At 55.6% G+C, this 24272-nt stretch carries 28 protein-coding genes; 3 read left to right on the plus strand and 25 right to left on the minus strand.

Annotated elements, in window-relative coordinates:
* Positions 1–43: 43 nt before the first annotated feature.
* The 11 genes from tolB to J3364_RS03485 all read right to left on the minus strand — a co-directional run bounded on the left by tolB (position 44) and on the right by J3364_RS03485 (position 9506).
* Positions 44–1333, minus strand: coding sequence for a Tol-Pal system beta propeller repeat protein TolB (tolB, locus tag J3364_RS03435; protein ID WP_349556719.1), 1290 nt, complete (start codon positions 1331–1333; stop codon positions 44–46).
* 41 nt (positions 1334–1374) lie between these two features.
* Positions 1375–2415, minus strand: a complete 1041-nt coding sequence (tolA, locus tag J3364_RS03440) for a cell envelope integrity protein TolA (protein ID WP_349556721.1) — start codon at positions 2413–2415, stop codon at positions 1375–1377.
* 7 nt (positions 2416–2422) lie between these two features.
* Positions 2423–2863: a protein TolR gene (tolR, locus tag J3364_RS03445; RefSeq protein ID WP_203141170.1), complete on the minus strand. Its 441-nt coding sequence runs from the start codon at positions 2861–2863 to the stop codon at positions 2423–2425.
* A gap of 18 nt (positions 2864–2881) precedes the next feature.
* Positions 2882–3574 (minus strand): protein TolQ, encoded by a 693-nt coding sequence (gene tolQ, locus J3364_RS03450; protein WP_123634889.1) that lies wholly within the window; start codon positions 3572–3574, stop codon positions 2882–2884.
* 38 nt (positions 3575–3612) lie between these two features.
* Positions 3613–4038 (minus strand): tol-pal system-associated acyl-CoA thioesterase, encoded by a 426-nt coding sequence (gene ybgC / locus J3364_RS03455; protein ID WP_349556723.1) that lies wholly within the window; start codon positions 4036–4038, stop codon positions 3613–3615.
* Position 4039: 1 nt separating this feature from the next.
* Positions 4040–5062 carry a Holliday junction branch migration DNA helicase RuvB gene (ruvB, locus tag J3364_RS03460; protein ID WP_349556725.1) on the minus strand — a complete coding sequence of 341 codons (1023 nt, stop codon included), beginning with the start codon at positions 5060–5062 and terminating at the stop codon, positions 4040–4042.
* Positions 5063–5329: 267 nt separating this feature from the next.
* Complete coding sequence (ruvA, locus tag J3364_RS03465; RefSeq protein ID WP_349556727.1) at positions 5330–5950, minus strand: Holliday junction branch migration protein RuvA; 621 nt, start codon at positions 5948–5950, stop codon at positions 5330–5332.
* Positions 5951–6018: 68 nt separating this feature from the next.
* Positions 6019–6537: a crossover junction endodeoxyribonuclease RuvC gene (ruvC, locus tag J3364_RS03470; protein ID WP_123634885.1), complete on the minus strand. Its 519-nt coding sequence runs from the start codon at positions 6535–6537 to the stop codon at positions 6019–6021.
* Positions 6538–6561: 24 nt separating this feature from the next.
* A complete protein-coding gene (locus J3364_RS03475; protein ID WP_349556730.1) occupies positions 6562–7311 on the minus strand; it encodes a YebC/PmpR family DNA-binding transcriptional regulator in 750 nt (249 codons plus the stop codon).
* Between the two features lie 98 nt (positions 7312–7409).
* Complete coding sequence (gene aspS / locus J3364_RS03480; RefSeq protein WP_349556731.1) at positions 7410–9212, minus strand: aspartate--tRNA ligase; 1803 nt, start codon at positions 9210–9212, stop codon at positions 7410–7412.
* A 39-nt stretch (positions 9213–9251) separates the two neighbouring features.
* Positions 9252–9506 (minus strand): FmdB family zinc ribbon protein, encoded by a 255-nt coding sequence (locus J3364_RS03485; RefSeq protein WP_123634882.1) that lies wholly within the window; start codon positions 9504–9506, stop codon positions 9252–9254.
* Between the two features lie 417 nt (positions 9507–9923).
* Between J3364_RS03485 and fabR the strand changes: the two genes are divergently transcribed.
* Positions 9924–10556 (plus strand): HTH-type transcriptional repressor FabR, encoded by a 633-nt coding sequence (fabR, locus tag J3364_RS03490; RefSeq protein WP_123634881.1) that lies wholly within the window; start codon positions 9924–9926, stop codon positions 10554–10556.
* A 19-nt stretch (positions 10557–10575) separates the two neighbouring features.
* On the opposite strand, the gene J3364_RS03495 is transcribed toward fabR, so the two are convergent.
* The 4 genes from J3364_RS03495 to tadA are packed head-to-tail and all read right to left on the minus strand — an operon-like array spanning position 10576 to position 13978.
* The gene (locus J3364_RS03495) at positions 10576–11010 is read right to left on the minus strand and encodes an HIT domain-containing protein (protein ID WP_349556733.1); all 435 of its coding nucleotides are present in this window, start codon (positions 11008–11010) and stop codon (positions 10576–10578) included.
* Positions 11011–11012: 2 nt separating this feature from the next.
* Entirely contained in the window at positions 11013–12362 is a 1350-nt protein-coding gene (locus J3364_RS03500; protein WP_123634879.1) for a UDP-glucose dehydrogenase family protein, read from the minus strand.
* 59 nt (positions 12363–12421) lie between these two features.
* Complete coding sequence (galE, locus tag J3364_RS03505; protein WP_349556735.1) at positions 12422–13405, minus strand: UDP-glucose 4-epimerase GalE; 984 nt, start codon at positions 13403–13405, stop codon at positions 12422–12424.
* A gap of 60 nt (positions 13406–13465) precedes the next feature.
* A complete protein-coding gene (gene tadA / locus J3364_RS03510; protein ID WP_123634877.1) occupies positions 13466–13978 on the minus strand; it encodes a tRNA adenosine(34) deaminase TadA in 513 nt (170 codons plus the stop codon).
* A 472-nt stretch (positions 13979–14450) separates the two neighbouring features.
* Between tadA and J3364_RS03515 the strand changes: the two genes are divergently transcribed.
* Entirely contained in the window at positions 14451–16145 is a 1695-nt protein-coding gene (locus tag J3364_RS03515) for an LA2681 family HEPN domain-containing protein (protein WP_349556737.1), read from the plus strand.
* Between the two features lie 56 nt (positions 16146–16201).
* Here J3364_RS03515 and traJ read toward each other — a convergent pair whose 3' ends face one another.
* The 10 genes from traJ to J3364_RS03565 all read right to left on the minus strand — a co-directional run bounded on the left by traJ (position 16202) and on the right by J3364_RS03565 (position 22836).
* The gene (gene traJ, locus J3364_RS03520; RefSeq protein ID WP_349556739.1) at positions 16202–16576 is read right to left on the minus strand and encodes a conjugal transfer transcriptional regulator TraJ; all 375 of its coding nucleotides are present in this window, start codon (positions 16574–16576) and stop codon (positions 16202–16204) included.
* Positions 16577–16587: 11 nt separating this feature from the next.
* Positions 16588–16815, minus strand: coding sequence for a type I toxin-antitoxin system ptaRNA1 family toxin (locus tag J3364_RS03525; protein WP_349556741.1), 228 nt, complete (start codon positions 16813–16815; stop codon positions 16588–16590).
* Between the two features lie 72 nt (positions 16816–16887).
* The gene (locus J3364_RS03530; RefSeq protein WP_211595837.1) at positions 16888–17142 is read right to left on the minus strand and encodes a hypothetical protein; all 255 of its coding nucleotides are present in this window, start codon (positions 17140–17142) and stop codon (positions 16888–16890) included.
* Positions 17143–17162: 20 nt separating this feature from the next.
* Entirely contained in the window at positions 17163–17441 is a 279-nt protein-coding gene (locus tag J3364_RS03535) for a conjugal transfer protein TrbL (RefSeq protein ID WP_082671296.1), read from the minus strand.
* Positions 17416–18711: a P-type conjugative transfer protein TrbL gene (trbL, locus tag J3364_RS03540; RefSeq protein ID WP_349556744.1), complete on the minus strand. Its 1296-nt coding sequence runs from the start codon at positions 18709–18711 to the stop codon at positions 17416–17418. The genes J3364_RS03535 and trbL overlap by 26 nt, the downstream gene beginning before the upstream one ends.
* Positions 18712–18713: 2 nt before the next feature.
* Complete coding sequence (locus J3364_RS03545) at positions 18714–18911, minus strand: hypothetical protein (protein ID WP_000790452.1); 198 nt, start codon at positions 18909–18911, stop codon at positions 18714–18716.
* 2 nt (positions 18912–18913) lie between these two features.
* A complete protein-coding gene (trbJ, locus tag J3364_RS03550) occupies positions 18914–19690 on the minus strand; it encodes a P-type conjugative transfer protein TrbJ (RefSeq protein ID WP_211595835.1) in 777 nt (258 codons plus the stop codon).
* Positions 19691–20845: 1155 nt separating this feature from the next.
* Positions 20846–21757, minus strand: coding sequence for a replication protein C, IncQ-type (repC, locus tag J3364_RS03555; protein ID WP_349556797.1), 912 nt, complete (start codon positions 21755–21757; stop codon positions 20846–20848).
* Positions 21747–22601 (minus strand): helicase RepA family protein, encoded by an 855-nt coding sequence (locus tag J3364_RS03560; RefSeq protein WP_349556747.1) that lies wholly within the window; start codon positions 22599–22601, stop codon positions 21747–21749. Before J3364_RS03560 ends, repC begins: the two co-directional genes overlap by 11 nt.
* Before the next feature lie 4 nt (positions 22602–22605).
* Complete coding sequence (locus J3364_RS03565) at positions 22606–22836, minus strand: helix-turn-helix transcriptional regulator (RefSeq protein WP_144726645.1); 231 nt, start codon at positions 22834–22836, stop codon at positions 22606–22608.
* An 86-nt stretch (positions 22837–22922) separates the two neighbouring features.
* Between J3364_RS03565 and J3364_RS03570 the strand changes: the two genes are divergently transcribed.
* Entirely contained in the window at positions 22923–23933 is a 1011-nt protein-coding gene (locus J3364_RS03570) for a LuxR family transcriptional regulator (protein WP_349556749.1), read from the plus strand.
* Positions 23934–24272: the final 339 nt, after the last annotated feature.

A 24272-nucleotide genomic window follows, 5' to 3' on the forward strand; every position in this document is an offset into this window, starting at 1 on the left:
TATCCGGAACTGACCCAGTGGCCTATAAGTTACCGTTTTAACGTCAATTCAGGAAGGGTGACCAGGCCGGCTCACGCACATCACCGAAACGCGACGGGAGAATGTAGTTGGAACCACCGTCGGCGGAAATGACCGCAAGCACACTCTTGCCCCCTTCCTGGGTTGCGTAGATCAGCAGACGTCCATTGGGAGCCACACTGGGCGACTCGTCCAGCTTGGTCCGGGTCAGAATCGTCTCCTCCCCGCTTTCGATATTCATCCGCGCAATGTGGAAATAGGAATCGCGCTGGTGAACATAGAAAATGTGTTCGCCGTCCGGGCTGAACCGGGGACGTGCGTTGTAACGACTGCCGAAGGTCAGGCGACGCAGGTCGCCGCCATCAGCATCCATCATGTAGATTTGCGGCCCACCGGACCGATCCGACGTGAACAGGAAGGAATCGCCGTCGGGCGACCAGTCGGGCTCAGTATCGATCGCCCAGTGATCCGTCATCCGCGTCAGTTTCCGACTGGCCACGTCCATCTTGTAGACTTCGGCATTGCCGTCGCGGGAGAGCGTCATCAACAGCGAGTCGCCATCCGGTGACCAGGCCGGCGCCGAGTTCAGGCCGGGGAACTGGGCGATCCGTGTACGCTTACCGTTCGCCAGTTCCTGGATATAGATTGCCGGGCGACCTGTCTCGAAGGACACATACGCCAGCTTCTTGCCATCAGGCGACCACGCCGGCGACAGGATGGGCTCGCTCGACTTGAGGCGGACACTCGCCCGCTTGCCGTCCACATCGCTGACGTTGAGACGATAGATGCGCTTGCCGTTCTCCATATCCAGGGTGACGTAGGCAATGCGGGTGGAGAAAACGCCCTTGTTGCCGGTGATCGCCTCGTACACTTTGTCGCTGATGTGGTGGGCCAGCGTGCGCAGATTGTTGGCGGCTACAGACGCCGTTTCCCCCATGATGCGCTTTTCGCGGTTGACGTCGAACAGCTCATAGCGGGCCGACACCTTGTCGCCGCCCGCCGGCTGTACCTGGCCGACCAACAGGTATTTCTGGCCCAGCAGGCGCCAGTCCCGGTAAAACACATCGTCGCCGTTGGTGGGCAGGCTCAGCATGCGCTCCGTCGCCAGCGGCTTGAATTCACCGCTCATCGCCAGATCTTCGTGGACAATCTGGCTGATGTTCTCACTGGGCTGGAAACCGTCGGCCTTGCCGAACGGCACCACCGCCACCGGGATGGCGTTGTCGGCCCCCTCGGTAATCCGAATCATCAGCTCCGCGTGAACCGGGAGCGCGATACAGGCGGCCAGCACCATGGTCACTATCACACGCATCATTCTGTGCATCCTGTCGTTGTCGATCGGTTTAAATCAGCACCCTACTTGAGCGTTTCCGGGTCGAACTGGATCGAGAAGCGGCGGAAATACGTGTTGAACACGTCCGCATCGTCCGGCACCGGGAAGCGACTCACACCCCGAACGGCACTGAGAGCCGAGTTATCAAACGCCGTGTTGCCGCTGCTGTTCGTGATCTTGACCGAGACCAGCTCGCCGGTCGGCAGCAGCGTAATCTCCAGCGTCGTCTTCAACCCCTTGCGCGCTGACGACGGGATATACCAGGCATCACTCAGTCTCTGCCGGATCAAGGCCTCGTATTTTTCACTTTCCGATGCCATCCGGGCCTGCCTTGCCTTGGCGGCTGCGGCTGCTTCCGCTTTTTCACGGGCGGCCGCCTCCTGTTGCTGCTGGGCCTGCTCGGCCATCGTCGCCAGTTGCTGCTCGCGTTTGCGGCGCTCTTCCTCGCGCTTCTTCTCTTCCGCTTCACGCCGCTCTTTGGCCAGCTGCTCCTGACGCTTGCGCTCCGCTTCTTCCTGCTTACGTTTTTCCTCGGCTTTGCGACGCTCTTCGGCGGCTTTCTCTTCCGCCTTGCGCTTCTCTTCAGCGGCTTTCTTCTCGGCCAGTTCCTTACGCCGCCTTTCCTCTTCCGCCTTTTTCCTGGCGGCCGCTGCCGCTTCGGCCTCGGCTTTGCGACGGGCCTCCTCTTTCGCTTTGACAGCCGCTTCCTGCTTCTCTTTCTCGCGAATCAGGGCTTTTTTACGGGCCTCTTCCTGGCGCTTCTGCTCCTCAGCCTTGGCCTGTTCCGCCGCCTTTTTACGGGCCTCTTCCTGGGGATCCGGCTTGGGCTGGGATTCCGGCTGCGACGGTGGCTTGACCTCCGGCTTCTGCGCGGCCACCGGCTCCGGCATGATCAGCCGGGCCTGGATGCTGCGCGGAGGCGGCTCGTGACTGGGCTTGGACCAGGACCAGCCCACCAGCGAAAACACCACAATCCCCACGTGCAGCGCAATGGACAGAGCCACCGGACTGCGCCAGGGCGGGCGCGACAGATAATCATTGGGTTCGCGTTTATTATCCGTCACAACCGAATCAACCTTCCGGCTCCTCCGTGATCAGCCCGACACTGGTTGCACCAGCGGACTGCAGGGCCGCCATCAGCCGGACCACCGTGCCGTATTGCACATTCCGGTCGCCTCGAACCAGCACATCACGCTGGCTGCGACCGGAAAGAACCTTGTTGACCTGCTCCGTCAAAGTCGGCAACGGCATGGGATCGGAGCCCTTATCACCCACTTCGATGTAGTACGCGCCGTTGGCATCCACAGAAACAATGACAGGCTCAACGTCTTTTGGTGCCTGCATCGGATCGGAAGTGGTTTCCGGCAGATCGACCTTGACCCCCTGGGTCATCATCGGCGCCGTCACCATGAAGATCACCAGCAGCACCAGCATCACGTCGATGTAAGGCACCACGTTGATCTCGGCCATCGGCTTACGCCGCGGCGTCGAGGTAATTCCCGTACTTTTCATACTGTGCCTCCCGACAGCTTAGGCTGCGCGGCCTTTCTCGCTGCTGTGAACACGACGGTGCAGGATGCTGGAAAACTCCTCGGCGAAGGTTTCGTAGTTCTTCAGCAACGCGTCGGATTTGGCAGCAAACCGGTTGTAGGCCACAACCGCCGGAATTGCGGCAAACAGACCCATGGCAGTAGCAATCAGGGCTTCGGAAATGCCCGGCGCGACCGTCGCCAGGGTGGCATGCTGAACCTGCGCCAGGCCGCGGAAGGAGTTCATGATCCCCCAGACCGTCCCGAACAGACCCACATAAGGACTGGTGGAGCCGACCGTCGCCAGGAACGGCAGGTGCGCCTCGAGTTTTTCCTGCTCCCGGGACAACGCCACCCGCATGGCACGCTGGGAGCCGTCCATCACCGCATCAGGATCCTGGCTTTGCTGGCGCAGCCTTGAGAACTCCCGGAAACCGGCCCGAAACACTGACTCCAGACCACTGTGCGCCGTCGGATCATTGCTGACCTCACGATAAAGCTGCCCCAGGTCCATGCCAGACCAGAACTTTTCCTCGAAGACCAGTTGGGCCTTGCGTGCCTTCTTGAACACCTGGAGGCGCTGGAACACCAGGGCCCACGAGATAACCGAGGCCAGGACGAGCAGCAACATGACCACCTGGACCAGGAAGCTGGCGTTCGCAACAAGACTCCAAACCGAAAGATGTGACTCCACGTTTCACTCCTGGATCTGACTCGGGCCGCACCGGCCCTTCAATTCGCTGTAATTTCCCTGACGACGGCCTGCATGGCCTCCGGCAATGCTCGGGGGCGCCCGGTGTCCAACGCCACACAGGCCACTTTGACATCCGCTTCCGCCAGCATCGCCCCATCCGACTGGCGTATGACCTGCTGCTTGAAGCCAAACCAGACACGGCCGCTGGAGACCAGATTCGCCGAGACCCAAAGCTCGTCATCGAGCCGGGCCGGCTGCCGGAAGTGAATGTCCATCTTTTGCACGACATAACTGATGTTGTCAGCCAGACCGGCCCGCAGGGCGATCCCCTGACTGCGCACCCACTCGGTGCGCGCCCGCTCCATAAAGTGCAGATAACGGGCGTGATAGACGATGCCGCCGGCGTCGGTGTCTTCGATGTAGACCCGTACCGGCCAACGAAACTCGTGTTTCGGCGCTTCCATGCTATTGCCCCTCCGAATCGCTGCCCGGCGGCGTGACACCAAAGTGCAGGTAGGCATGGTTGGTCACCATACGCCCGCGGGGCGTGCGCACCATATACCCCTGCTGGATCAGGAACGGCTCCAGCACGTCCTCGATGGTGCCCCGCTCCTCGCTGATCGCCGCGGACAGGCTCTCCACGCCCACCGGGCCGCCGTCGAACTTTTCGATCATGGCCAGAAGCAAACGGCGGTCCATGTGGTCAAAGCCCTGGTTATCCACCTTCAGCATATTGAGCGCCAGATCCGCCACTTCGGCGGTAATCACGCCGTCGGATTTCACCTCGGCGTAATCGCGCACCCGGCGCAGCAGGCGATTGGCAATCCGGGGTGTCCCCCGTGACCGGCGCGCGATTTCCCGGGCACCGGCGTCTTCCATTTCCACACCCAACAGAGCCGCCGAGCGCTGGACAATGTGGGTCAGGTCGGCGTTGTTGTAGAACTCCAGCCGCTGGACGATGCCGAAGCGATCCCGCAGCGGTGAGGTCAGCAAACCCGCCCGGGTGGTCGCGCCCACCAGGGTAAACGGCGGCAGATCCAGCTTGATCGAACGGGCCGCTGGCCCCTCGCCGATCATGATATCGAGTTGATAGTCCTCCATCGCCGGATAGAGCACTTCCTCGACGGCCGCGTTCAGACGATGGATCTCATCGATAAAGAGAACGTCGCCCTCTTCCAGATTGGTGAGCATGGCCGCCAGGTCGCCGGCCTTTTCCAATACCGGACCGGATGTGGTCTTGATGGCCACACCCATTTCATTGGCAATGATGTTGGCTAGCGTGGTCTTACCCAGACCCGGCGGGCCGAAAATGAGGACGTGATCGAGAGCTTCCTGGCGACGACGCGCCGCGGAGATGAAGATCTCCATCTGCTCCCGAACCGCAGGCTGGCCGACGTACTCGGACAGCAATGTGGGACGAATAGCACGATCCTGTACATCTTCAAACGCACTGCTCTGCGGTGAAATCAGGCGATCGGATTCAATCATGGCGTTGGTTCGCGGGCATCCTGTTGTTTATCTGTATTCCGTGGCGACGCGTTCAACATCATTTCACGTTCATTTTACAAACGCGAGTCCCGCTGTCACGTTACGCTCTGGTCAGATTCTTGTCAGACGGCAACTTAAGTTGCATTTAAACAAAACGACGTAACGTCCCGCCAGTCCTGAATACCTGCTGCATTCAGGCTGAACGGGACGTTTTTTGTGCGCCTATGCAGGCTGGTGACACTATCAGACACTGTGTTCCGGGAGAGTTCAACCGGCGGGAATCATGTTCTTCAGGGCCAGACGGATCATTTCCTGGGAACTCATGCCGGCTTCGGCCACGCGACTGACGGCCTTGGCGGCCTCCTGGGGTTTGTAGCCCAGGGAGATCAAGGCCGCTTCGGCCTCGTCTTCCGGCTTGTGGGCTTCAGGCTGGGTGCTGGTGTTAAGAGTCGGCGCGTCCGCATTGATCTGCGGCATGCCTTCAAGCTTGCCGAGGCGATCGCCCATTTCGATCAGCAGCCGTTCGGCGGTTTTCTTGCCAACGCCCGGGATCTTGACCAACGAGGCCACATCCCGGTTATCGACGCAGCGCACAAACTGCTGGGAATCCAGGCCTGACAGGATCGCCAGCGCCATCTTCGGGCCGACGCCGTTTACCTTGATCAGCAGGCGAAACAGGTCGCGATCCAGCCGAGCGGCAAAACCATACAGGTTCTGGGCATCCTCGCGCACCGAGAAGTGCGTGAAGAGTGTCACCTCCTGGCCGGATTCCGGAAGATGGAAAAAGGTGGTGTAGGGAATATCGAGTTCATAACCGAGGCCGTTGCAGTCCACCAGAACATGGCCGGGCATTTTCTCGATCAGTCGTCCGCGGATCTGGGCTATCACGCACTGTCTCCTCGCTGCCAGAGCGACACGGGAGCGCGTCGCCTGTCATTGTCGTCTTTATTGTCTGCCTAACGGAGCCGACCGCCCCGAACGCGGCTGCCGGCCGCAATGCGACCGATGCTCTGACTCATGTGGGCGTGGCACAGGGCAATGGCCAGGGCATCGGCGGCATCCGCCTGGGGCCGCTTGTTCAGCTTCAGGATACTCTGAACCATGTGTTGCACCTGTGTCTTGTCGGCCCCGCCCTTGCCGACCACCGCCTGCTTGACCTGTCGGGCCGAGTATTCGTTGACGGGCAACCCCGAATTGGCCGCCGTGACGATCGCCACGCCCCGGGCCTGCCCCAACTTGAGGGCGGAATCCGGGTTGCGCGCCATGAACACTTGCTCGATGGCAAACTCGTCGGGGCGGAACTGATCGATCAGGGTAGCGAGACCTTGATAAATCACCTGCAGACGCTCGGCCATGGGCTTCTCGCCCATGCGGATACAGCCGCTGTCCAGGTATTCGGTCAGGCGACCGTTGCTGCGGATCAGCCCGTAGCCGGTGACCCGCGAGCCGGGATCCACACCCAGAATTATCGACACACCCGGTCTCCGGCTGCTCCAGAATCAGGCATTCATCGCGTCCATCACTTCGGCCGGAATGTCGGCGTTGGAATAGACGTTCTGGACGTCGTCGAGATCTTCCAGCATGTCGATCAGTTTGAGGATGGTTTCGGCGGCATCCCGATCCAGTTCGATGTAGGTGGCCGGCACCATGGTCACTTCGGCATTGTCCGGTGCATGACCGGATGCCACCAGCGCCTCCTTCACGTCGAGGAACTGCTCCGGCAGGGTGACGATCTCGAAGGACCCGTCTTCCTGTTTGGCCAGGTCTTCGGCACCCGCATCCAGCGCCGCTTCCATCAGCGACTCTTCATCGGTTTCGGGACCGTAGGAAATCACGCCCTGCTTGGTGAACAGGTAGGCCACGGAGCCGTCCGTCCCCAGGTTGCCGCCAAATTTGTTGAAGGCGTGGCGCACTTCAGCCACCGTGCGGTTGCGGTTATCGGTCATCGCCTCCACATAAATGGCGACGCCGTTGGGACCGTAACCCTCGTAGGTGAGTTCTTCGTAATTGGTGTCGTCGGAATTGCCGACACCCCGCTCGATCGCCCGCTCCATGGTGTCTTTCTTCATGTTGGCGGTAAGTGCCTTATCGACCACGGCACGCAAACGGGGATTGTCGTTGGGATCCGCCCCACCCTGACGGGCAGCAACGGTCAGCTCACGGATGAGCTTGGTGAAAACCTTGCCTTTCCTGGCATCCTGAGCCGCCTTGCGATGCTTGATATTGGACCATTTGCTGTGACCTGCCATGAATCACTCCATCAAGTGGTAAATGCAAAAGCTACTCAACGATCACTCCCGACCGGGTATTGGCCACGGCCGGGAGAGACGTCTGACGTCGGTGAGGATCAGTCTTCTTTCTTGGCCTCGCCTTCGGCACCCTTGGCGACAGCCGGCTTGCGCAGACGGATGTGCAGCTCTTTCAGCTGACGCTCGTCCACTTCGCCCGGCGCCTGGGTCATCAGGCAGGTGGCGCTCTGGGTTTTCGGGAAGGCAATCACGTCGCGGATCGAACTGGCGCCGGTCATCAGCATGACCAGGCGGTCCAGACCAAAGGCCAGACCACCGTGCGGCGGGCAACCGAATTTCAGCGCATCCAGCAGGAAGCCAAACTTGGCGCGGGCCTCCGTCTCGTCGATGCCCAGGATGCGGAATACCGCCTCCTGCATGTCTTCGTTGTGGATACGGATGGAACCGCCGCCCAGCTCGGTGCCATTGAGCACCATGTCGTAGGCACGGGACAGCGCGTTGGCCGGATCTGCCGCCAGCTCTTCGGCGCTACAGGACGGCGCGGTGAACGGATGGTGGATGGCTGTCAGCTCGCCATTGCCGTCTTCCTCGAACATCGGGAAGTCGACGACCCACAGCGGCGCCCACTCGGCGGTCAGCAGGTTCAGGTCGTGGCCCAGTTTCACACGCAGAGCGCCCAGCGCCTCGTTGACCACGGTCGTCTTGTCCGCGCCGAAGAAGACGATATCGCCGTCTTCCGCACCCACGCGTTCGATCAGCGCCATGGCGACGTCATCGCCCAGGAACTTGATGATCGGCGACTGCAGACCAGCCACACCCTGACTCAGATCGTTGACCTTGATATAGGCCAGACCCTTGGCGCCGTAGATGCCCACGTACTTGGTGTACTCGTCGATCTGCTTGCGGGTCAGCTCGCCGCCCTTGGGCAGACGCAGGGCCGCGACGCGACCTTTCGGATCCTTGGCGGGACCGGCGAAGACCTTGAAATCCACGCTCTCGACCAGATCCGCCACGTCCACCAGCTCCAGCGGGATACGCATATCCGGCTTGTCACTGCCGAAACGCTGCATGGCCTCGGAATACGGCATGCGCGGAAATTCCGGCAGGTCCACCTTGAGCACGTCGCGGAACAGCTCGCGCACCATGCCTTCGGTGATGGACATCAGACCCTGCTCATCAATAAAGGACGCCTCGATATCCACCTGGGTAAATTCCGGCTGACGATCCGCCCGCAGGTCTTCGTCACGGAAACATTTGGCGATCTGGTAGTAACGATCCACGCCGGACACCATCAGCAACTGCTTGAACAGCTGCGGAGACTGCGGCAGGGCGAAGAACGACCCTTCGTGGGTCCGGCTCGGCACCAGGTAGTCGCGCGCCCCTTCCGGCGTGGCACGGGTCAGGATGGGCGTTTCCACATCCATGAACTCGTGGCTGTCGAGGTAGTTGCGGATGTAGCTGGTGACCCGCGAACGGAAACGCAGGCGGTTCAGCATTTCCGGACGGCGCAGGTCCACGAAGCGGTAGCGCAGACGCACGTCCTCGCCCACATCCACGTGCTCGTCCAGCGGGAAAGGCGGTGTTGCCGCAGCGTTCAGGATGGTCAGTTCCTTACACAGGACTTCCACCTGGCCGGTCGGCATGTTGGCGTTTTCGGTACCCGCCGGACGGCGACGCACGCGACCGGTGATCTGGATCACGAACTCGCTGCGGACCTTCTCCGCCAGACCAAAGCTTTCCGGCGTGTCCGGATCCACCACGACCTGGGACATGCCGTCACGATCACGCAGATCCAGAAAGATAACCCCGCCATGGTCGCGGCGACGATGAACCCAGCCGCAGAGGGTCACGTCCTGATCGATATGTGATTCGTTGATTCCACCGCAATAGTGACTGCGCATACCCTTTCCTGTTAATCAGTGTTCAGTGTGTTCAGAGACTCAGCCAGCCGTTGACTCAGTCTTGCTCCCGGATCCGGACTCGCCGCCCTTCTCCGCCAGATTCTTTTTGCTACCGGTCTTGAAATCGGTTTCGTACCAACCGCTTCCGGACAGACGGAAACCGGCCGCGGAAATCCGCTTGCGGAATTTCTCCGCCTCGCATGAGGGGCACACACTCAACGGTGCGTCGCTCATTTTCTGGATGACGTCTTTCTCGAAACCACACGCATCACAGACGTATTCGTAAATCGGCATTGACTGAATCCCCACAATATAACCAACACCAGCCATCTCACTTCGCCGGGACCGGCCTTGGAACCGCCAGCCCGCTGCGCCGGAGCGCTGGTCACATTATCGGAAAACCGCCGAGTCTGCCCCGTGAAAACCGGGTGACGGGTATTCCCGGCTCCCTGGTCCGCAACACGCGCCCGACCCATCGGTTTGAAGGCCGCATATTATAAACATAACCGCCAGCAAAATCAGGCCGCGATCATACGGAATTGTGGCGTTGTACAGTTGCATTGAAGCCGGTCAGGCGACACACGGCCGGGAACGCAGATGACGCTTCCTCCCGCGAAAGGTAACATGTGTTGCTTTTCCCGGGCCGAGAACCCTTGGAGTCCCCACCGGACTTCCAGCGCCCGCACCGCATTTCTGGACCTGGAGAACAGCGTGTCCGCCCGAGCCGAACAAAAACTGAAAACCCGTCGAGCCCTGATGGATGCTGCCCTGCGACAACTGAGCGCCGAGCGCGGATTCGGCAGCCTGAGCCTGCGTGAGGTTGCCCGGGAGGCCGGTATCGCGCCGACCTCTTTCTACCGGCACTTTGCCGAACTGGACGAACTCGGCCTGGCCCTGGTCGATGAAGGCGGCGTGGCCCTGCGTCAGCTGATGCGCCAGGCACGCAAACGCATTGCCCGTAATGGCAGCGCGATCAACACCTCCGTGGATACGTTCATGGAGTACCTGCACAACAACGCCAACCTGTTCCGGCTGATGCTGCGCGAGCGCACCGGTGTTTCCAAGACATTCCGGACGGCCATTCAGGCGGAAATCGATCATTTCGTGACCGAGCTGGCGGACGACCTGCGCCGTTTTGCCGAGGAGCAGCACAAGCCACTTTCAGACGCCAAGCTGGTCGCGGAGGCCATGGTCACGCTGGTTTTCAACCAGGGGGCCGAAGTCCTCGATGCGACGCCGCGGGAAAAAAGCGAACTGCAGGATAAGCTGAAGGCGGAACTGAGAATGATCCTGGTGGGTGCCCAGGCGCTGGCGCGCCAGGGTGAGAGAGGGTTCCGGACCTGAAGAAACCGGCGCCGTCCGGTCAGGATACCGAGCGGTAGGCTGAAATCACCGGAACCAGTTTCTTCTGCATGTCTCGCAGGTCCGCTTCCGTATAGGGTGCCGCCGGAACCACACCCCAAACAGGCCCGGGCCAGGCCGGATCGCCTTCAAACCGGACCACGTGATGCAGGTGCAGCTGGGGAACCATGTTCCCCAGTGCGGCCACGTTGAGCTTGTGTCCGTCGAACACGGTCATCAGGGCTTCGCCCACCGCGCTCGACTCACGAAGCAGGCGCTGCTGGTCCGGCGGCGCCAGTTCGTAGATTTCCCGGACACCCACCCGTTTGGGAATCAGCAGGAGCCAGGGATAGTGGCTGTCGTTCATCAGCCGCAATTCACTCAGCTCACTGCTGGCCAGCGGAAGCGTGTCTTCAGCGAGTTTTTCATGCAGGACAAACGGCGCTGTCCCACTCATATTCAACTCCCGGTTGCGGAAAACTGGTTTCTACCTCTGCCTATAGCATAGTAAATCAGACCATGGCGCTCGAGCATTTCAGGCTCATAAAGGTTACGTCCGTCGAACACCACCGGATGACTCAGTGCCTCAGAGATGACCTCAAAGTCCGGCAACCGGAACTCTTTCCACTCGGTGCAGATGACCAGCGCGTCGGCCCCTTTCAGCGCCTGCTCCTTGGTGCCGCAGAGCTGCAGACCGGACTCTTCGCCGTAGATCCGCTGGGTTTCCTTCATGGCTTCCGGATCGTAGGCCTGGACCTTGGCCCCCGCTTTCCACAATGACTCCATCAGTACGCGGGAAGACGCCTCACGCATGTCATCGGTGTTGGGCTTGAATGCGAGGCCCCACAGCGCAATGGTCTTGCCCTCCAGATCCCCACCGAAGTAGTGGCTGACCTTGTCGAACAGCACGTGCTTCTGAGCCATGTTGACGGCTTCGACCGCGTTCAGCAGGCGTGCTTCGTAGTCGCAGTCACGGGCGGTACGTGACAGTGCAGTCACGTCTTTCGGGAAGCAGGAACCGCCGTAGCCGCAGCCCGGGTAGATAAAGTGATAGCCGATACGCGGATCGGAACCGATACCGCGGCGCACGGACTCAATGTCCGCACCCAGGCGCTCGGCCAGGTTGGACACTTCGTTCATGAAGCTGATCTTGGTGGCCAGCATGGCGTTGGCGGCATACTTGGTCAGCTCCGCAGAACGCACGTCCATGAATATCATGCGGTCGTGATTGCGGTTGAACGGGTAGTAGACCTCGCGCAGGATGCCTTCGGCCTTGTCGCTGTCCGTACCGACAATGATGCGGTCCGGCTTCATGAAGTCGGCGACCGCGGCACCCTCTTTCAGGAATTCCGGGTTCGACACCACGTCGAAATCCAGCTCTTCGCCACGCTTGTCCAGCTCGGCCCGCAGGGCGCCGGCCACTTTGTCGGCCGTGCCAACCGGCACCGTGGACTTGTCGACCACAACTTTATAGCCAGTCATGTACTGGCCGATGGAACGGGCCACAGCCAGAACGTATTGCAGGTCGGCCGAGCCATCTTCATCCGGCGGCGTACCGACCGCGATAAACTGGACCTCACCATGGGCTACGGCTTCCTGGGTGTCCGTGGAGAACAGCAGGCGACCGGCTGACACATTGTGATTGACGATCGATTCCAGGCCCGGCTCATAAATCGGGATGATGCCGTTGCGCAGCTTGTCGATTTTCTCCGGGTCCACATCCATACACAGGACTTCGTGGCCGACGTCCGCCAGACACGCACCCGTAACCAGACCCACATAGCCGGTTCCAAAGATCGTAATTTTCATGCCTTCATCCTTTCAAACGTTCAGATTTTAATCCCTTTTGGCCAGCGCAGAGAGACAGCTTACTTCTGCCGCGCCTGCCAGATTTCCTCCCAGGCCAGTGCCGTGCCGACGATGGTATCGAGATCGTCGTAGTCCGGCTGCCAGCCCAGGGTTCGGGTAATTTTTGAATTGTCCGCCATCAGAGCCGCTGGATCACCCGCCCGGCGCTCGGTTTCGGTGACCGGAAAGTCGTTGCCCGACAGGCGCTTCACCACCTCAATCACTTCACGCACCGTAAAGCCACGACCGTAACCGCAGTTCAACACGTCCGACGTACCGCCCCGATTCATATAGTCCAGCGCCATAACGTGGGCTTTCGCCAAGTCTTCGACGTGGATGTAGTCACGGATGCAGGTGCCATCCCGGGTGTCGTAGTCCGTCCCGAAAATCTGCATGCCATCGCGCACGCCATTGACGCACTCACAGGCCACCTTGATCAGGTGGGTGGCTTCCGGCGTCGCCTGGCCCAGCAACCCTTCGGCATTGGCGCCGGCCACGTTGAAGTAGCGCAGAATCACGTAATTGAGGGAACTGGCCGCTGCCAGGTCCATGATCATGCGCTCACTCATCATCTTGGACGCGCCGTAGGGATTGATCGGCGCCAGCGGCATATCCTCGGTCAACACCTGTGCATCAGGCATGCCATAGACCGCCGCGGTGGACGAGAACACCATGTAGGGAATGCTGTGGCGCTCGATCGCCTTGAGCAGGTTCAGGGTATTGCGGGTGTTGTTGCTGTAATACTTGAGCGGATTGCTGACCGATTCCGGCACCACAATGTTCGCCGCAAAGTGCAGAACCGCCTCAAACTTGCGCGTACTGAACAGCGCTTCCAGTGCCTCTTCGTCCGCCAGGTCGCCAACGACCAGTTCACCGCAGGTTACGGCCCAGCGATGGCCCGTCGACAGGTTGTCGTAGACCACCACGTCGTGCCCGGCCTCGCCCAATTGCCGCACCACGTGACTGCCGATATAGCCGGCGCCGCCGGTTACCAGAACTTTCATAGCTTTCCCTTTCCATTCAGCTTGTTTGTCGATGCAGGCGTCGCTGCCGCAAACCCTGCTCTACCCGCGCCTGCGACGACGCTGTTCTTTTATCGCTTTGCGCCGAGCTGCAAAGAACGTGCTTATTTTGTCACTGCATTGTGAAGCGAGTATTCCAGCCTCGACCTCGACAGACCAGTTCAAGGCTTCACTATCCAACAGACGGGCGGACGATTCCACCGCACCGGCCTTGGGCTCTGTCGCACCGTAAACCAACCGTGAAATACGCGCATGCACGATGGCGCCTGCACACATCATGCAGGGCTCGATCGTGACATAGAGTGTGGCTCCGGACAGCCGGTAATTCCCCACCCGGCGCGCGGCATCGCGCAACGCCCGTATTTCGGCATGGCCTGTCGGGTCGCAGCCGGAAATCGGGGCATTGAAACCGGTGCCGATTTCACGACCGTCCAACACGACAACGGCCCCAACCGGAACTTCTCCGATTGAGGCCGCCTGATTGGCCAAATCAAGGGCGCGAGACATCCAGAATACATCGTCACGCGCCTGATCGCCTGTCTGTGCGGTTACCATCCCGTTAATTTCCCGGCGGCTCTTGCTTCCGCTTATTCCCACTCTAATATAAATAAGAACAATATATTCATATAATTCAGCAACTTAAAAATCAACCATCTAGCAATACCATAAACTATACCACACGAAGAATTTTTGCTACTTTTTTGCAGCTCTGCGCTTCCGCAGCTCAGTCCGAGCCCAGGCAGATGCCTCTGCCATGTCACTGCGCAGCTCTTGCCGCTCCTCAGGGGTCAACCAACGCACTGCGGATTCGCCCCCTTCAGACTGCTCCAGAGACCAACGCATACTCTCTGCCTTGACCTCTGCAGCCGATGCCTGTGACGCTCGGCACTCTTGCTCGCTCATACCGCCTCTCAAACTTATACTAAGAATCAGTTGCTCAGTGTATATTTTTTAGCAAAAGAAAAAAATTCTGTAGATTTATGATAACTGGTAAATTGTCGATATTAAATGACAAAAGGAGCTCTTCATGGTCATGACAATAGATGAGATTAACGATTTAAGTGAAGAGGCTGATTTACACATACTAAACAGAGACTATGAAGCTCTGGAAAGTCTTATTGATAGATTGACATCAAAATATTTTGATTTTGAACACCCTCTTTATGAGGCTCATTACCTTTACACAATAGCAAACTGCTATTCCGTACTCTACGAGGCTCGGAGGGTTGAATGGCACTCAGACGACCTAATGAAAGCCATAATCTATTACAGAAAATCTCTTCACAGAATACCAAAACCTGACTGGAATGAAATGCCTGAAAATATTCAGGCATTTAATAACCTTAAGTCGATGGTTCTAACTAACTTGGCTAACCACCTTTCTTCTCAAGGAAGGGTTTTATGTTGCATACCTTTTTATGATGAAGCCATAGCTATAAATAGAAAAATAGAAGCGATTGCATCAAAGGCTAGAAACCAGCTCTTTCTTGGCGAATCTCTATATGACAACGGGCACAAAGAGTATCACTATTTTATCGCCTACAGGCTTACCAGAGAGGCCGCAGATAATATCGAAGAACTATATCCTGAACACAGAGTCGATTTAGAGGGGGATGGGTATTTAATTAGATTCAAGGAATGGTTCGAGGAGAACTTTGAGGAATCTTCCTTCGATTACTTTTCAGAAGATTATAACAGCTCAAAAACGAGAAAGGAAAAACAATATCTACAATGGTGCGCAAAGAACAAGCTATTTATTAACGACCTAAATGATGTCTGCGATTTTGAAATATCCCATCAGGATGTTCTTGCTCTTCCTTCTTTCTCTCAATCCATAAACTCAACACTCACTATGCATGAAGAGCTAGCGTATCATGGCAACTTCGATGAAATAAAAAATGACTATTGCTACGCACGCTACTTGTTTTTTACTGCCCACAGCATACCTGATGAAGAACAACACTTCTATAACTCAACATATCGACATGTTGACGACATGTCTCACTCGATAAACAACCTAAAAATCAGTCATTACAAAACGTCATTCAGGATACTTTATTCATTATTCGACAAAATCGCTTATTTACTAAGTCGCTTTTTTGATCTTAACGATATCAAAGATGACAACATGATAAGCATTGACAATCTATTTCGAGACTTCAAGTCAAGTAACTGGAGAAAAAATTGGAAGCCAAATAAAAAGCTAGGGACTAGCGACAATCATTTTATCCATGCTTTATTTTACATATTAAAGGATATTCGCGACGTTAAAGACACTTCATCTGTTTCAAAGTGGATAGACCCAGACGCTAAGGCATTTTCTGAAATTAGGAATGCCATGGAGCATAGATCACTTAAAATAGTAGATGATTTCGGTTATGAGCTAACGACCTCACATAACAGTTATCATGATAGTGAGTTAGAAAAACTTAATCTAGAGATTAAAAAAATAAGAGAGCAGTTACAATGCCCCTTGCCCCCTGAAGAATCCAAAATAATAGAATCCGACCTGGGAAAGCTCGAATCTGATCTTTATGAAAAGAAAAAATTAAGCTCACATTCTCTATTAATACCTATAAGTCAATTTGAGTCCCGGCTAATGACGCTAATAAAACTGGCAAGAAACTCAATCATTTATCTATCTCTATCCATCCACTTCGAAGAAAAAAAGCGCCCTAATGATAAGATATACTTGCCAATGGGCGTCCCATTAAAAGATTAAATCAAAGATAAGGCGGGCTGCACCGCCTTATCTCAGTATTGAGTCCGTTCTCAGCTTCATAATTCAGACCTAGGCATAACAACCTTAGTCATAACCTTTCCCATTTCCTCCTGCGTCGCCTCGATCTTACTGAGAACAGCAAGGATTGTTGACTGGCCGAACTGGGCAGTTCGCACGTCATCGGTCAGCCATAGCTTCAATAGGCCACCCAAACGGCCAAGATCGCCGTTGATTCGAGCCAACTCCCGTACCTGCTCACAATCGACCACACCCTTGATCTTGTAGCCCTGGCCAACCTCACGCAGATAACGCGCAGCGCTCATGCCTGCTCGCTTTGCTTGCGCCTCGATATGCTCCTTTTCCTCGGGTAAGCAGTACACCTTGATAGGCGTACTGCTCTTCCTCGTTATTCGTTTTGCCTTATCGTTCATCACCTTTTGCCTTACCTCCTTGTTACCTGGCGGATAGTGTCCAACGCCTCCTGGAAGTCCTCCGCCGTCGCTCGACCAGTTTCAGCCTGGTAGTACAGGATCGTGAACATATTGGCGACGGCTTCCGCAACGGGCGAAATCTGCCGGGCGGTTTCCTGGTCGATGAACTCCAGGGCAGCCAACTTGGTCGCGGCCTGATGAATTACGTTCTGAACTTCGATATTATGTGTGGTTGTCATGTGTCACCTCTCTGTCAGGTGGTATGTGGAAATGCGGGCCGGTGCCTCATCACCGGCCCGTGTGCTTTCTAACTACTTGCGTCGGCCAAACGGCCAGCGTCTCATTTTGTCGATTTGATCGACCGATCTCGTCATGTCCTTGTAAGCACGCCCGGCCAACCTGTTTTGGAATACCTCCATTTTGTCGGCAATAGCTTTCATCTTCGGACCGTGTCCGGTGTTGTGCAGCCACTGCCCCAAAAAATAGAAGGCCAGCATCACAATAAACATCACTGCGAAGAAACCAAATACCTCCGTAAGGTTTTGGGGTGGAAAGTTAAACTCCATAATCAGTAATCCTTATCTAGTTAGGCCATGCGGCCTTTTTTAACAAAGCTGGCAATCTCACTATTTCGTTCCTGCTGACGTTCCTGGGCATACGAAACGTAATCCTCAACGTCGAAGGTGTGTTTTTCCGGGTCGCGCTCTTGCCATTCTGCGTGTGCTTGGCGGGCTTCTTCCTGGTCCTCACTGGATAGGCCATCAAAGCCGCCGGTTTGATTCATCCAGCCAGTGCCGCCACCGCCTAAGCTATCGTTGTCAAATGCAGGGGAAGCGTCGTCAGTCGCCCTCCTTGTCGTCGTCATCCCCGTTATCTTTCGTACTGTTTCGGATCGAGCTGGCTAGACGACCTCCAGCAGTTCGGCCAATCCGATCCCCGGCCATATCACCCATACCCTTCATCAAATTTGCACCGGTATCCGCTGCAATACGACCAGCTTTTACAGCGCTGCCTTTAAAGCCGCCGCCAGAGGATTCGCCACCGCTAGAAGATTGGCCGGACGCTTGGGAAAATGAGCCAGCTTCATCAGAGTCGCCGCCACCGCTAAATGCTCCGCCCAGGCTCGACATAACGTCAGTATTGTTCGCTACGTTCTCACCTGCTTTTGCAAATGCAGCCTGAATAGCAGACGCACCGCCGGCGGTAGCCATTGCAGCACCGGCAGCCATACCGCCAGTGGCAACAGCCGCTCCGGCCATCGCTCCGGCACTGATACTGCCAGCACCTGCCGCCGCGCCGCCTCCAGGAACCAGGCTGGCGACCACATTGGGAACCGAGTGAATGAGCATCACAAGAACCAGTGAAACGACAAAGATCACCAGCAGTTCACGCATAGGGGCATCATTGGATAGATCGGCATAGAAACCGTCCATGATCGACATGGCAATGCCAATGAGCAACGTCATTGTCATCAACTTCAAAGCAACGCCCAATACGCTTTTGAAGTAGTTGATTGCTATATCTGAAGTCCAACGCGAACCACCAAACCCCAGCACGAAGACACCGGCATAGATCAATATCCAAGCCGTCACCAAGGCCAACAACACATTGGCCGCCACTACCGCCATACAGGCCAAAATTGCCAGCGTGATTAAGAAGATAGACAAGTTATCTATCGGGCTTGTGATGCTGTAGGACTCACCAGCTTTCACAATAATGTCGAACGCAATACTAATAGGCTCTGATGGGGTTAGATCTCTCGGAAGGCCACCGGCTTGAGCACCGATCATTCTCAACGAGTCGATGATTGACGTCGCAAAGTCTGGGCCGTTTCTGAGCAACCAGAGAAAGAAACCAAACGTCAGGATGAAGCGCACGAACTCGGCAAAGAACTCCCTTATATCCGCTTGTTTAAGGATTAAGGTCCCGCCAGCCCAAACAAGGGATATAGTGCCCAGCGTCCAGAACAGCCAGGCGGCATAGTTTGTAATTACCGTGCCCCAAGTAGCACTGGCCGTCATGAAACGCACGGCCACTTCATCCAAGACACCATTAGGCTCAATGGCCGCTGACGCAGTTTGCGAAGTCAGTAAAACTGCCAGGAGCATCACAAGTCGAATGAATATCTTGCTCATGGTTAGAACCCCTTGTTCTTGGAGCGATCAGTGGGTTCGCCCATATCCCAAAGACAGTTCCCTTCTTCCCTCTGCTCTTTCGTCAGGTTTGGGTTGTCACAGTTGATCGTTGCAGGCTTAGGCCCGTCATCTTCACCGCACCCCACCAGAACGAAAGAGGCCAACGCGCTAACGATAAAAACTCGGGTGATATTCTTCATGATTAGAACCCCCTGTTTTCTGAACGGTCGGTTGGCTCTCCCATATCGAACAACCTTTCACGGGACGCTTGATATTGAGCTTCGCGGTCAGCATCCGCCTGCATTCGAGTGCCAACGGCATTCTGCTGAGCAATCAGCAGGCTACGGATTTGCAGGAGCTGGTTAGCCTGGTTACTGGCGAGCTGATTGGCGTAGCCAATGGCGGCCAGTTGGCCGTCTGCGCCCTGGGCGGCAGATTGCAGGCGGTTAAGCTGTCGGGCGTCGGCTTCAAGATTGTCTTGCTGCTGCTCCAGGCCCTTAAACAGCGCGTCGTTGGCCTTCTTCTGCGATTCAGACGCCAGGCGACGGTTCTCGGCCATCGCGGTTCGTTCGGCATCACTGCATCCCGCCGCCGAGAAACAAGGCGAGCTGCGGTAATAGGCCACGTCCTGGAACTTGCCCAGGTAAGCATCGAGGCTGCCAAGCTGGTTCTGGTAATAGGCGAGCGTGTTGGTCGCCTGGTTCAGATCGTTGATGGTGCGCTGCGCCTGGTCCCAAATATGGGCCGCCGGGGCCATCGTGTTTTGCAGTTGGTTTTCGTACTGCTGGAGTTGGGTTTGGTATTCCTGAATCTGCTTGGCCGTCTGCGCGACCGCTTCCAAAGCAGACATGATGTTTTGCGTCAGATTGGTGCCATCAACTACTGGAATACCGGCGTAGACGGGCTGCAAAGTGCAAGTCGTCATAACGACGGCCAAAGCAATTTTAGCGGCTAAATTTTTTCTTCTAACTTTTTGCATACGTTGATCTCCATTACCAATGAATGCTTTATCGTGCCTTTCAATGCATAACGCATAAGCTCAATAATTGGACATAAAAGTTGACATGAAGAAATTTAAGCCAATAACTCCTACGGCGGCAGCCGGTAGCCTCGAAGAGCAAGATTCCCGTTGAGCACCTCCGGTGCGAATAAAGGGAGTGAAATAGGTACCGCCGACTTGTCGGTGGGCCTACTTCACCTATCTTGCCCGCCTTTCAGCGTTGTTTACGCCAAGGAAAGTGTTGCCGCGAAAATCTGTTTTTTAGTGCAAACCATATAAAATCGCTTGTTTACCTTCTTGCTAGAACAGAAGCACGAAATAAACACGTAATATCAGGCAATTACTACGCTAACGCGGGGGTTTACACAGCAAACAAACACAGAAATACACAGCTTTACCAATTCAGGAGGGATAGCGCCCCTCAAGTGTCAATGAAACGTACAAGTGCTAGCAACTCATCGAGTTGTAGAGCGCTGTATTTCATGGGTTTTCTAACCCACTAGACGCTCTCGCCAGCTTTTTCTTTGACGGTTTCAGATTGATATCGATTGGGTCATGCGGTCAGGAAGGATCGCTATTAACACCCTGGGCGTGTCGAGCCACTAGCGCCCAGCTTCGGACAGCTTTTCGGCACAACGTCAGTGCGGATAGGAAATGTAGTGTTGTAGTATGTTGTATGGTGCTACTACATACTACAACCTACAAACCGCACGCATTTTCAGCCTACTACCGCCTGAAGTGTCTATTCATCTTGATGTATCGAATATGGCTTTCTGAACCGCCCAGAGAGGCGCTTCAGACATCATCCCCCACCAACCCCTAGTTGACCTCTGAACGACGCTCCTGGGGCTTGTAAGGCGGCTTTGGTCGTCCTTCGGACGGATTGAACGCCAAGAAAAGGTGAAAGCCCTTGGCGAGGAAGCAGAATCGGCCACCCTTTTGGCGTTAAAACATCGGCCAAAGGCCGATTGAGTTGGCAAGGCATGAACGCGCCATTCAGGCGCGGGCTATGCCGCGCATGATGGATATTCTTTGGAATATCTTGGATCGATTTCCAAAACAGGCCGGAAAGCCTTGCCCTGCAAGCGTTTGCGCGATTGAAGCGGGTACTGTTATGCCGGGGATGGGATACTGTTATGCCGGGGCACGGGTACTATTATGCCGGGGATGGGTGCTGTCGCGCCGGGGGGGGGTGGCCTGGTTGGCCCTTGGCCGCCTAATTTCCCATTTCCCCTTGGCGTATTCATGTACAGTCCAACCCACTGAAACAAGTTCAGTCAACGCTTTCCGGGCCGTCTGACGGCGCTTTTTCAAGGTGTTGGGGTTCTTCGTTTCGTCCGGCCAAACGTAGTTGCAAAGAGTATCCAGTTCTACCCGTCCAAATTTACCGGCATCAATCCAGCCCGATAATCGCTGATGTATTAATCGAGCAGGATCGGTCTGTAGCGCCCGAACCTCAGCCATGTCGAGCCGAGTATGTGGACGCTCTCCCATTACAGCCTCTGCTAATCGAGGGTTGAGGCTGACAAACAGTTTACCTTCCCGGTCGTCGCTGACGTAATCGGACAAGATGCGGAACCCCTGACGCTGCCCGTTACGCTCGACAATGACCGATACTGCCCATAGGCGCTCGATGCTATCGCGGATAGTTTTGAACTGGCTGCCTCCGTCATCAGCATACCCAAGTTCTCGCGCCAATTGTCGGAAGCTGCCCTTGGCAACCATTGCATCTTTCTCAACCGCGTCCCACTTCAGGTCTAACAAGAGACGCAATTGCTGCCCAACTTCTGACTCTGTTTCGTTTCGCAGCACAATCCCGCGTCCCCCATCACCAGAAATTGCGGCCATAGCCACAAGCCCTTGTAAGATGCGAAGATCATCAACACCTAGAGGCTCTGGCCCCCAGAAACGTATCGAATCCTCGCCATGGGTATAGGTTACGTCCAGCTTGAGCCGCTTGCGCTCTCCACGCTTCAGGCTACGGAACAAGCCAGGAGCCAGGCAGTGAGCTGGATCATGTCGAACATGGGTAAGATCAAAGCTCATCACGTGACCTCACCTTAGATTTCTTGAATGGCAGCACGCCATTGGCTACGCGCTGCCTCTCCAGCACGGCAGGTTTCAGCACACCGCCCTCGTGACGCCGGAACCAGCGCTCTGCGAAAGGAGAGCCATAATTCGCCTTGCTCACGCCATAGCGAACGAAGTACCCACGCTGACTATCATCAACACCCCATTCCTCAGCCTCGGTTTGCGTCATGCCAGACAGGTACGATTGCCAGCGAATGTTATCGACCAGAACAGACGACCCACGGCTGGCCTGTTGCTGGTCACCCGCACCAATCATGGCGGCGCTCTTACTGGCATGGTGCAAAAATACGATAGAGCATCCCGTATCGGCGGCGATGGCTTCCATACGTCCGATCACTTGCGCCATTGGACCGCTAACGTTTTCATCTTCGATGTGGAAACGACGTAAGGTGTCCAGGATCATAAGGCGGCGGCCCACAGCCGCTCGCTTAAGGCCATCGAACCAATCGAGACACATGATGTTGGGGCACCTTCCTATCAGCGGCTCAATCAGCAAGCCTTCAGCAACAGCTTGCCGCTGCTCGGCGGTGAGATGCGCTCCAAGCGCATGTAATCGGTGATGGATAGCAGCGGGAGGATCTTCTGCGGGAAGATAGATAACTGGCCCAACAGTAAATTCTCCGACTTCCAACAAGTCCGGGCCTCCAGCGATCTGCGTGGCAAGCTGTAAGGCCAGCATGGATTTTCCGGCACCACCTGGTGAAACCAAGGCCCCCACAGTGCCCGAAACCATGTTAGGTAAAACATAATCAAGAGGCAGCGGCGCTTCCGAAAAGGCCGCCATAAGATCAAGGGCCATACTGTTAGGCCCCTATCGTGTTGCCAGGCCGAGTAGCCTGGATTCCTGAAGACTTACGCTCCTCAATCCACTGCTCTACTTCCGACAAGTCCCACGCGACGTTTCTGCTGGTAAGTGCAATTCGACGAGGGAACTCACCTCGCTTCTCCAAGTTGTAAATTGTCCGTGAGGAGAGCGGAATCATCTCTAAGAGCACTTTTCGATTGATCAGCGTCTTGTTTGCCATTGCTTGCATACTTGTGCCTCCACTTACTTATGAAAACTCTATGGTGCCCAGCAATGCCACTTGATTAAGCCTATAAATTGGCTAAAATGGTTGACATGAAAAATAAATCGAACATCGTCATCTGGGAAGGTTGTGCCCCAGTCGTCACAGAAGCTATCCAGCGGTTTGAAGAACGCTGGCATCCTTACTCTGCGTCCTCAAGACGCTACCCGATCGTGCGCTTGATAGAGGAAGTCATCGATCCTGCCCTAGCAACCTACATGGATACCCTTCCAGGAAGCTACGCTGGCCATGTTCCTGGAGCCGGAGCTGGATTAGGATTCAGCGCTATCATTCGAATGGTAGGACTTGAGGCCATGGTGCGAATGCAACGCCAATTACTACGTCAATTCATTAAGACAGTAGAACAGAAGAGTCCGACGGACGAGCGCTTCATAGCGACTCTCGAATCCTTGAACGGGCTGGTTTGGGATTGTGCATGTAAACGTCCCAAAAGGTCATCCTCTACAAAGGGAGTCAACCTAAACGCACAACGTAAACACGATTTTTGCGAACTATGCGGAAACAAGACGGAGTTCGCAGCCTTTATGACGACAGTGGCAGGTCAGCGTATCAATGACGTTGAGTTAGAGGATCGTAACAAACTTGAGCTCAGTCACCAGTACTGCGAAGAGCATAGACCAAAGTTGGCAAATGGTGAGTGGAACCCTACTTATAGACAGGCAAAACGTTCTCTAACGCAATTTAATATCGAACTCACACGACTGACCCATCAGTGTGCAAATCGGTCCAAGCCTCACGCCATGTCAGGGGATGAGTTGATTGACAACTACTTCTTCCAATTAATGTTACGTCTAACTTTGCAGTCAGCAGACAAAGCAGAATTACGCAACCTTGCTCGCAGGATGGTGGACTCCAAACTATCGGACACCAAGAAAAAAATGCTAGTACTCAAGCGGTCAGGGTTCAGCCAGACTGAAATTGGAAAACAAATACTGAACACCAAGCAGCAGCCCATGACGCGCCAAGCCGTATCTAAAGCGCTGGCCTCAGTTCGAAAAGAATTTCTATTAGAGAATTATGAATATACTAGGGAAGAATTTTAGCCGCTAAAATTCTCACTGTCTTTTAGACTTATTGATTTCAGGCTGACAGCACAAACAAGACAAGAACGTGGCTCGATATTAAAATCATGATTTCACAGGGAAAACATTATGAATGTTAGTGGCTTTTCAATAGATAGCATCTTATGGAGTAATTTAAGAAGCTGCCAACAAGGCAGCATAAGGACAGCGTTAAGCTACTTAGTCGCCCCTGCAAAACGCCGTTTTCAGACAGCCAGCAATTTACCGGTCTCTGCCGATTCATCCGGCAACGCCGGGGTTGACCATAAAATAGCCAATATCAGGCGTAAATGCCGTCCGTTTTCATAAGGCCAAAGAAGC

Origin of the sequence: Marinobacter sp. NFXS9 (genome assembly GCF_040148665.1) — a bacterium.
Lineage (GTDB): Bacteria > Pseudomonadota > Gammaproteobacteria > Pseudomonadales > Oleiphilaceae > Marinobacter_A > Marinobacter_A mangrovi.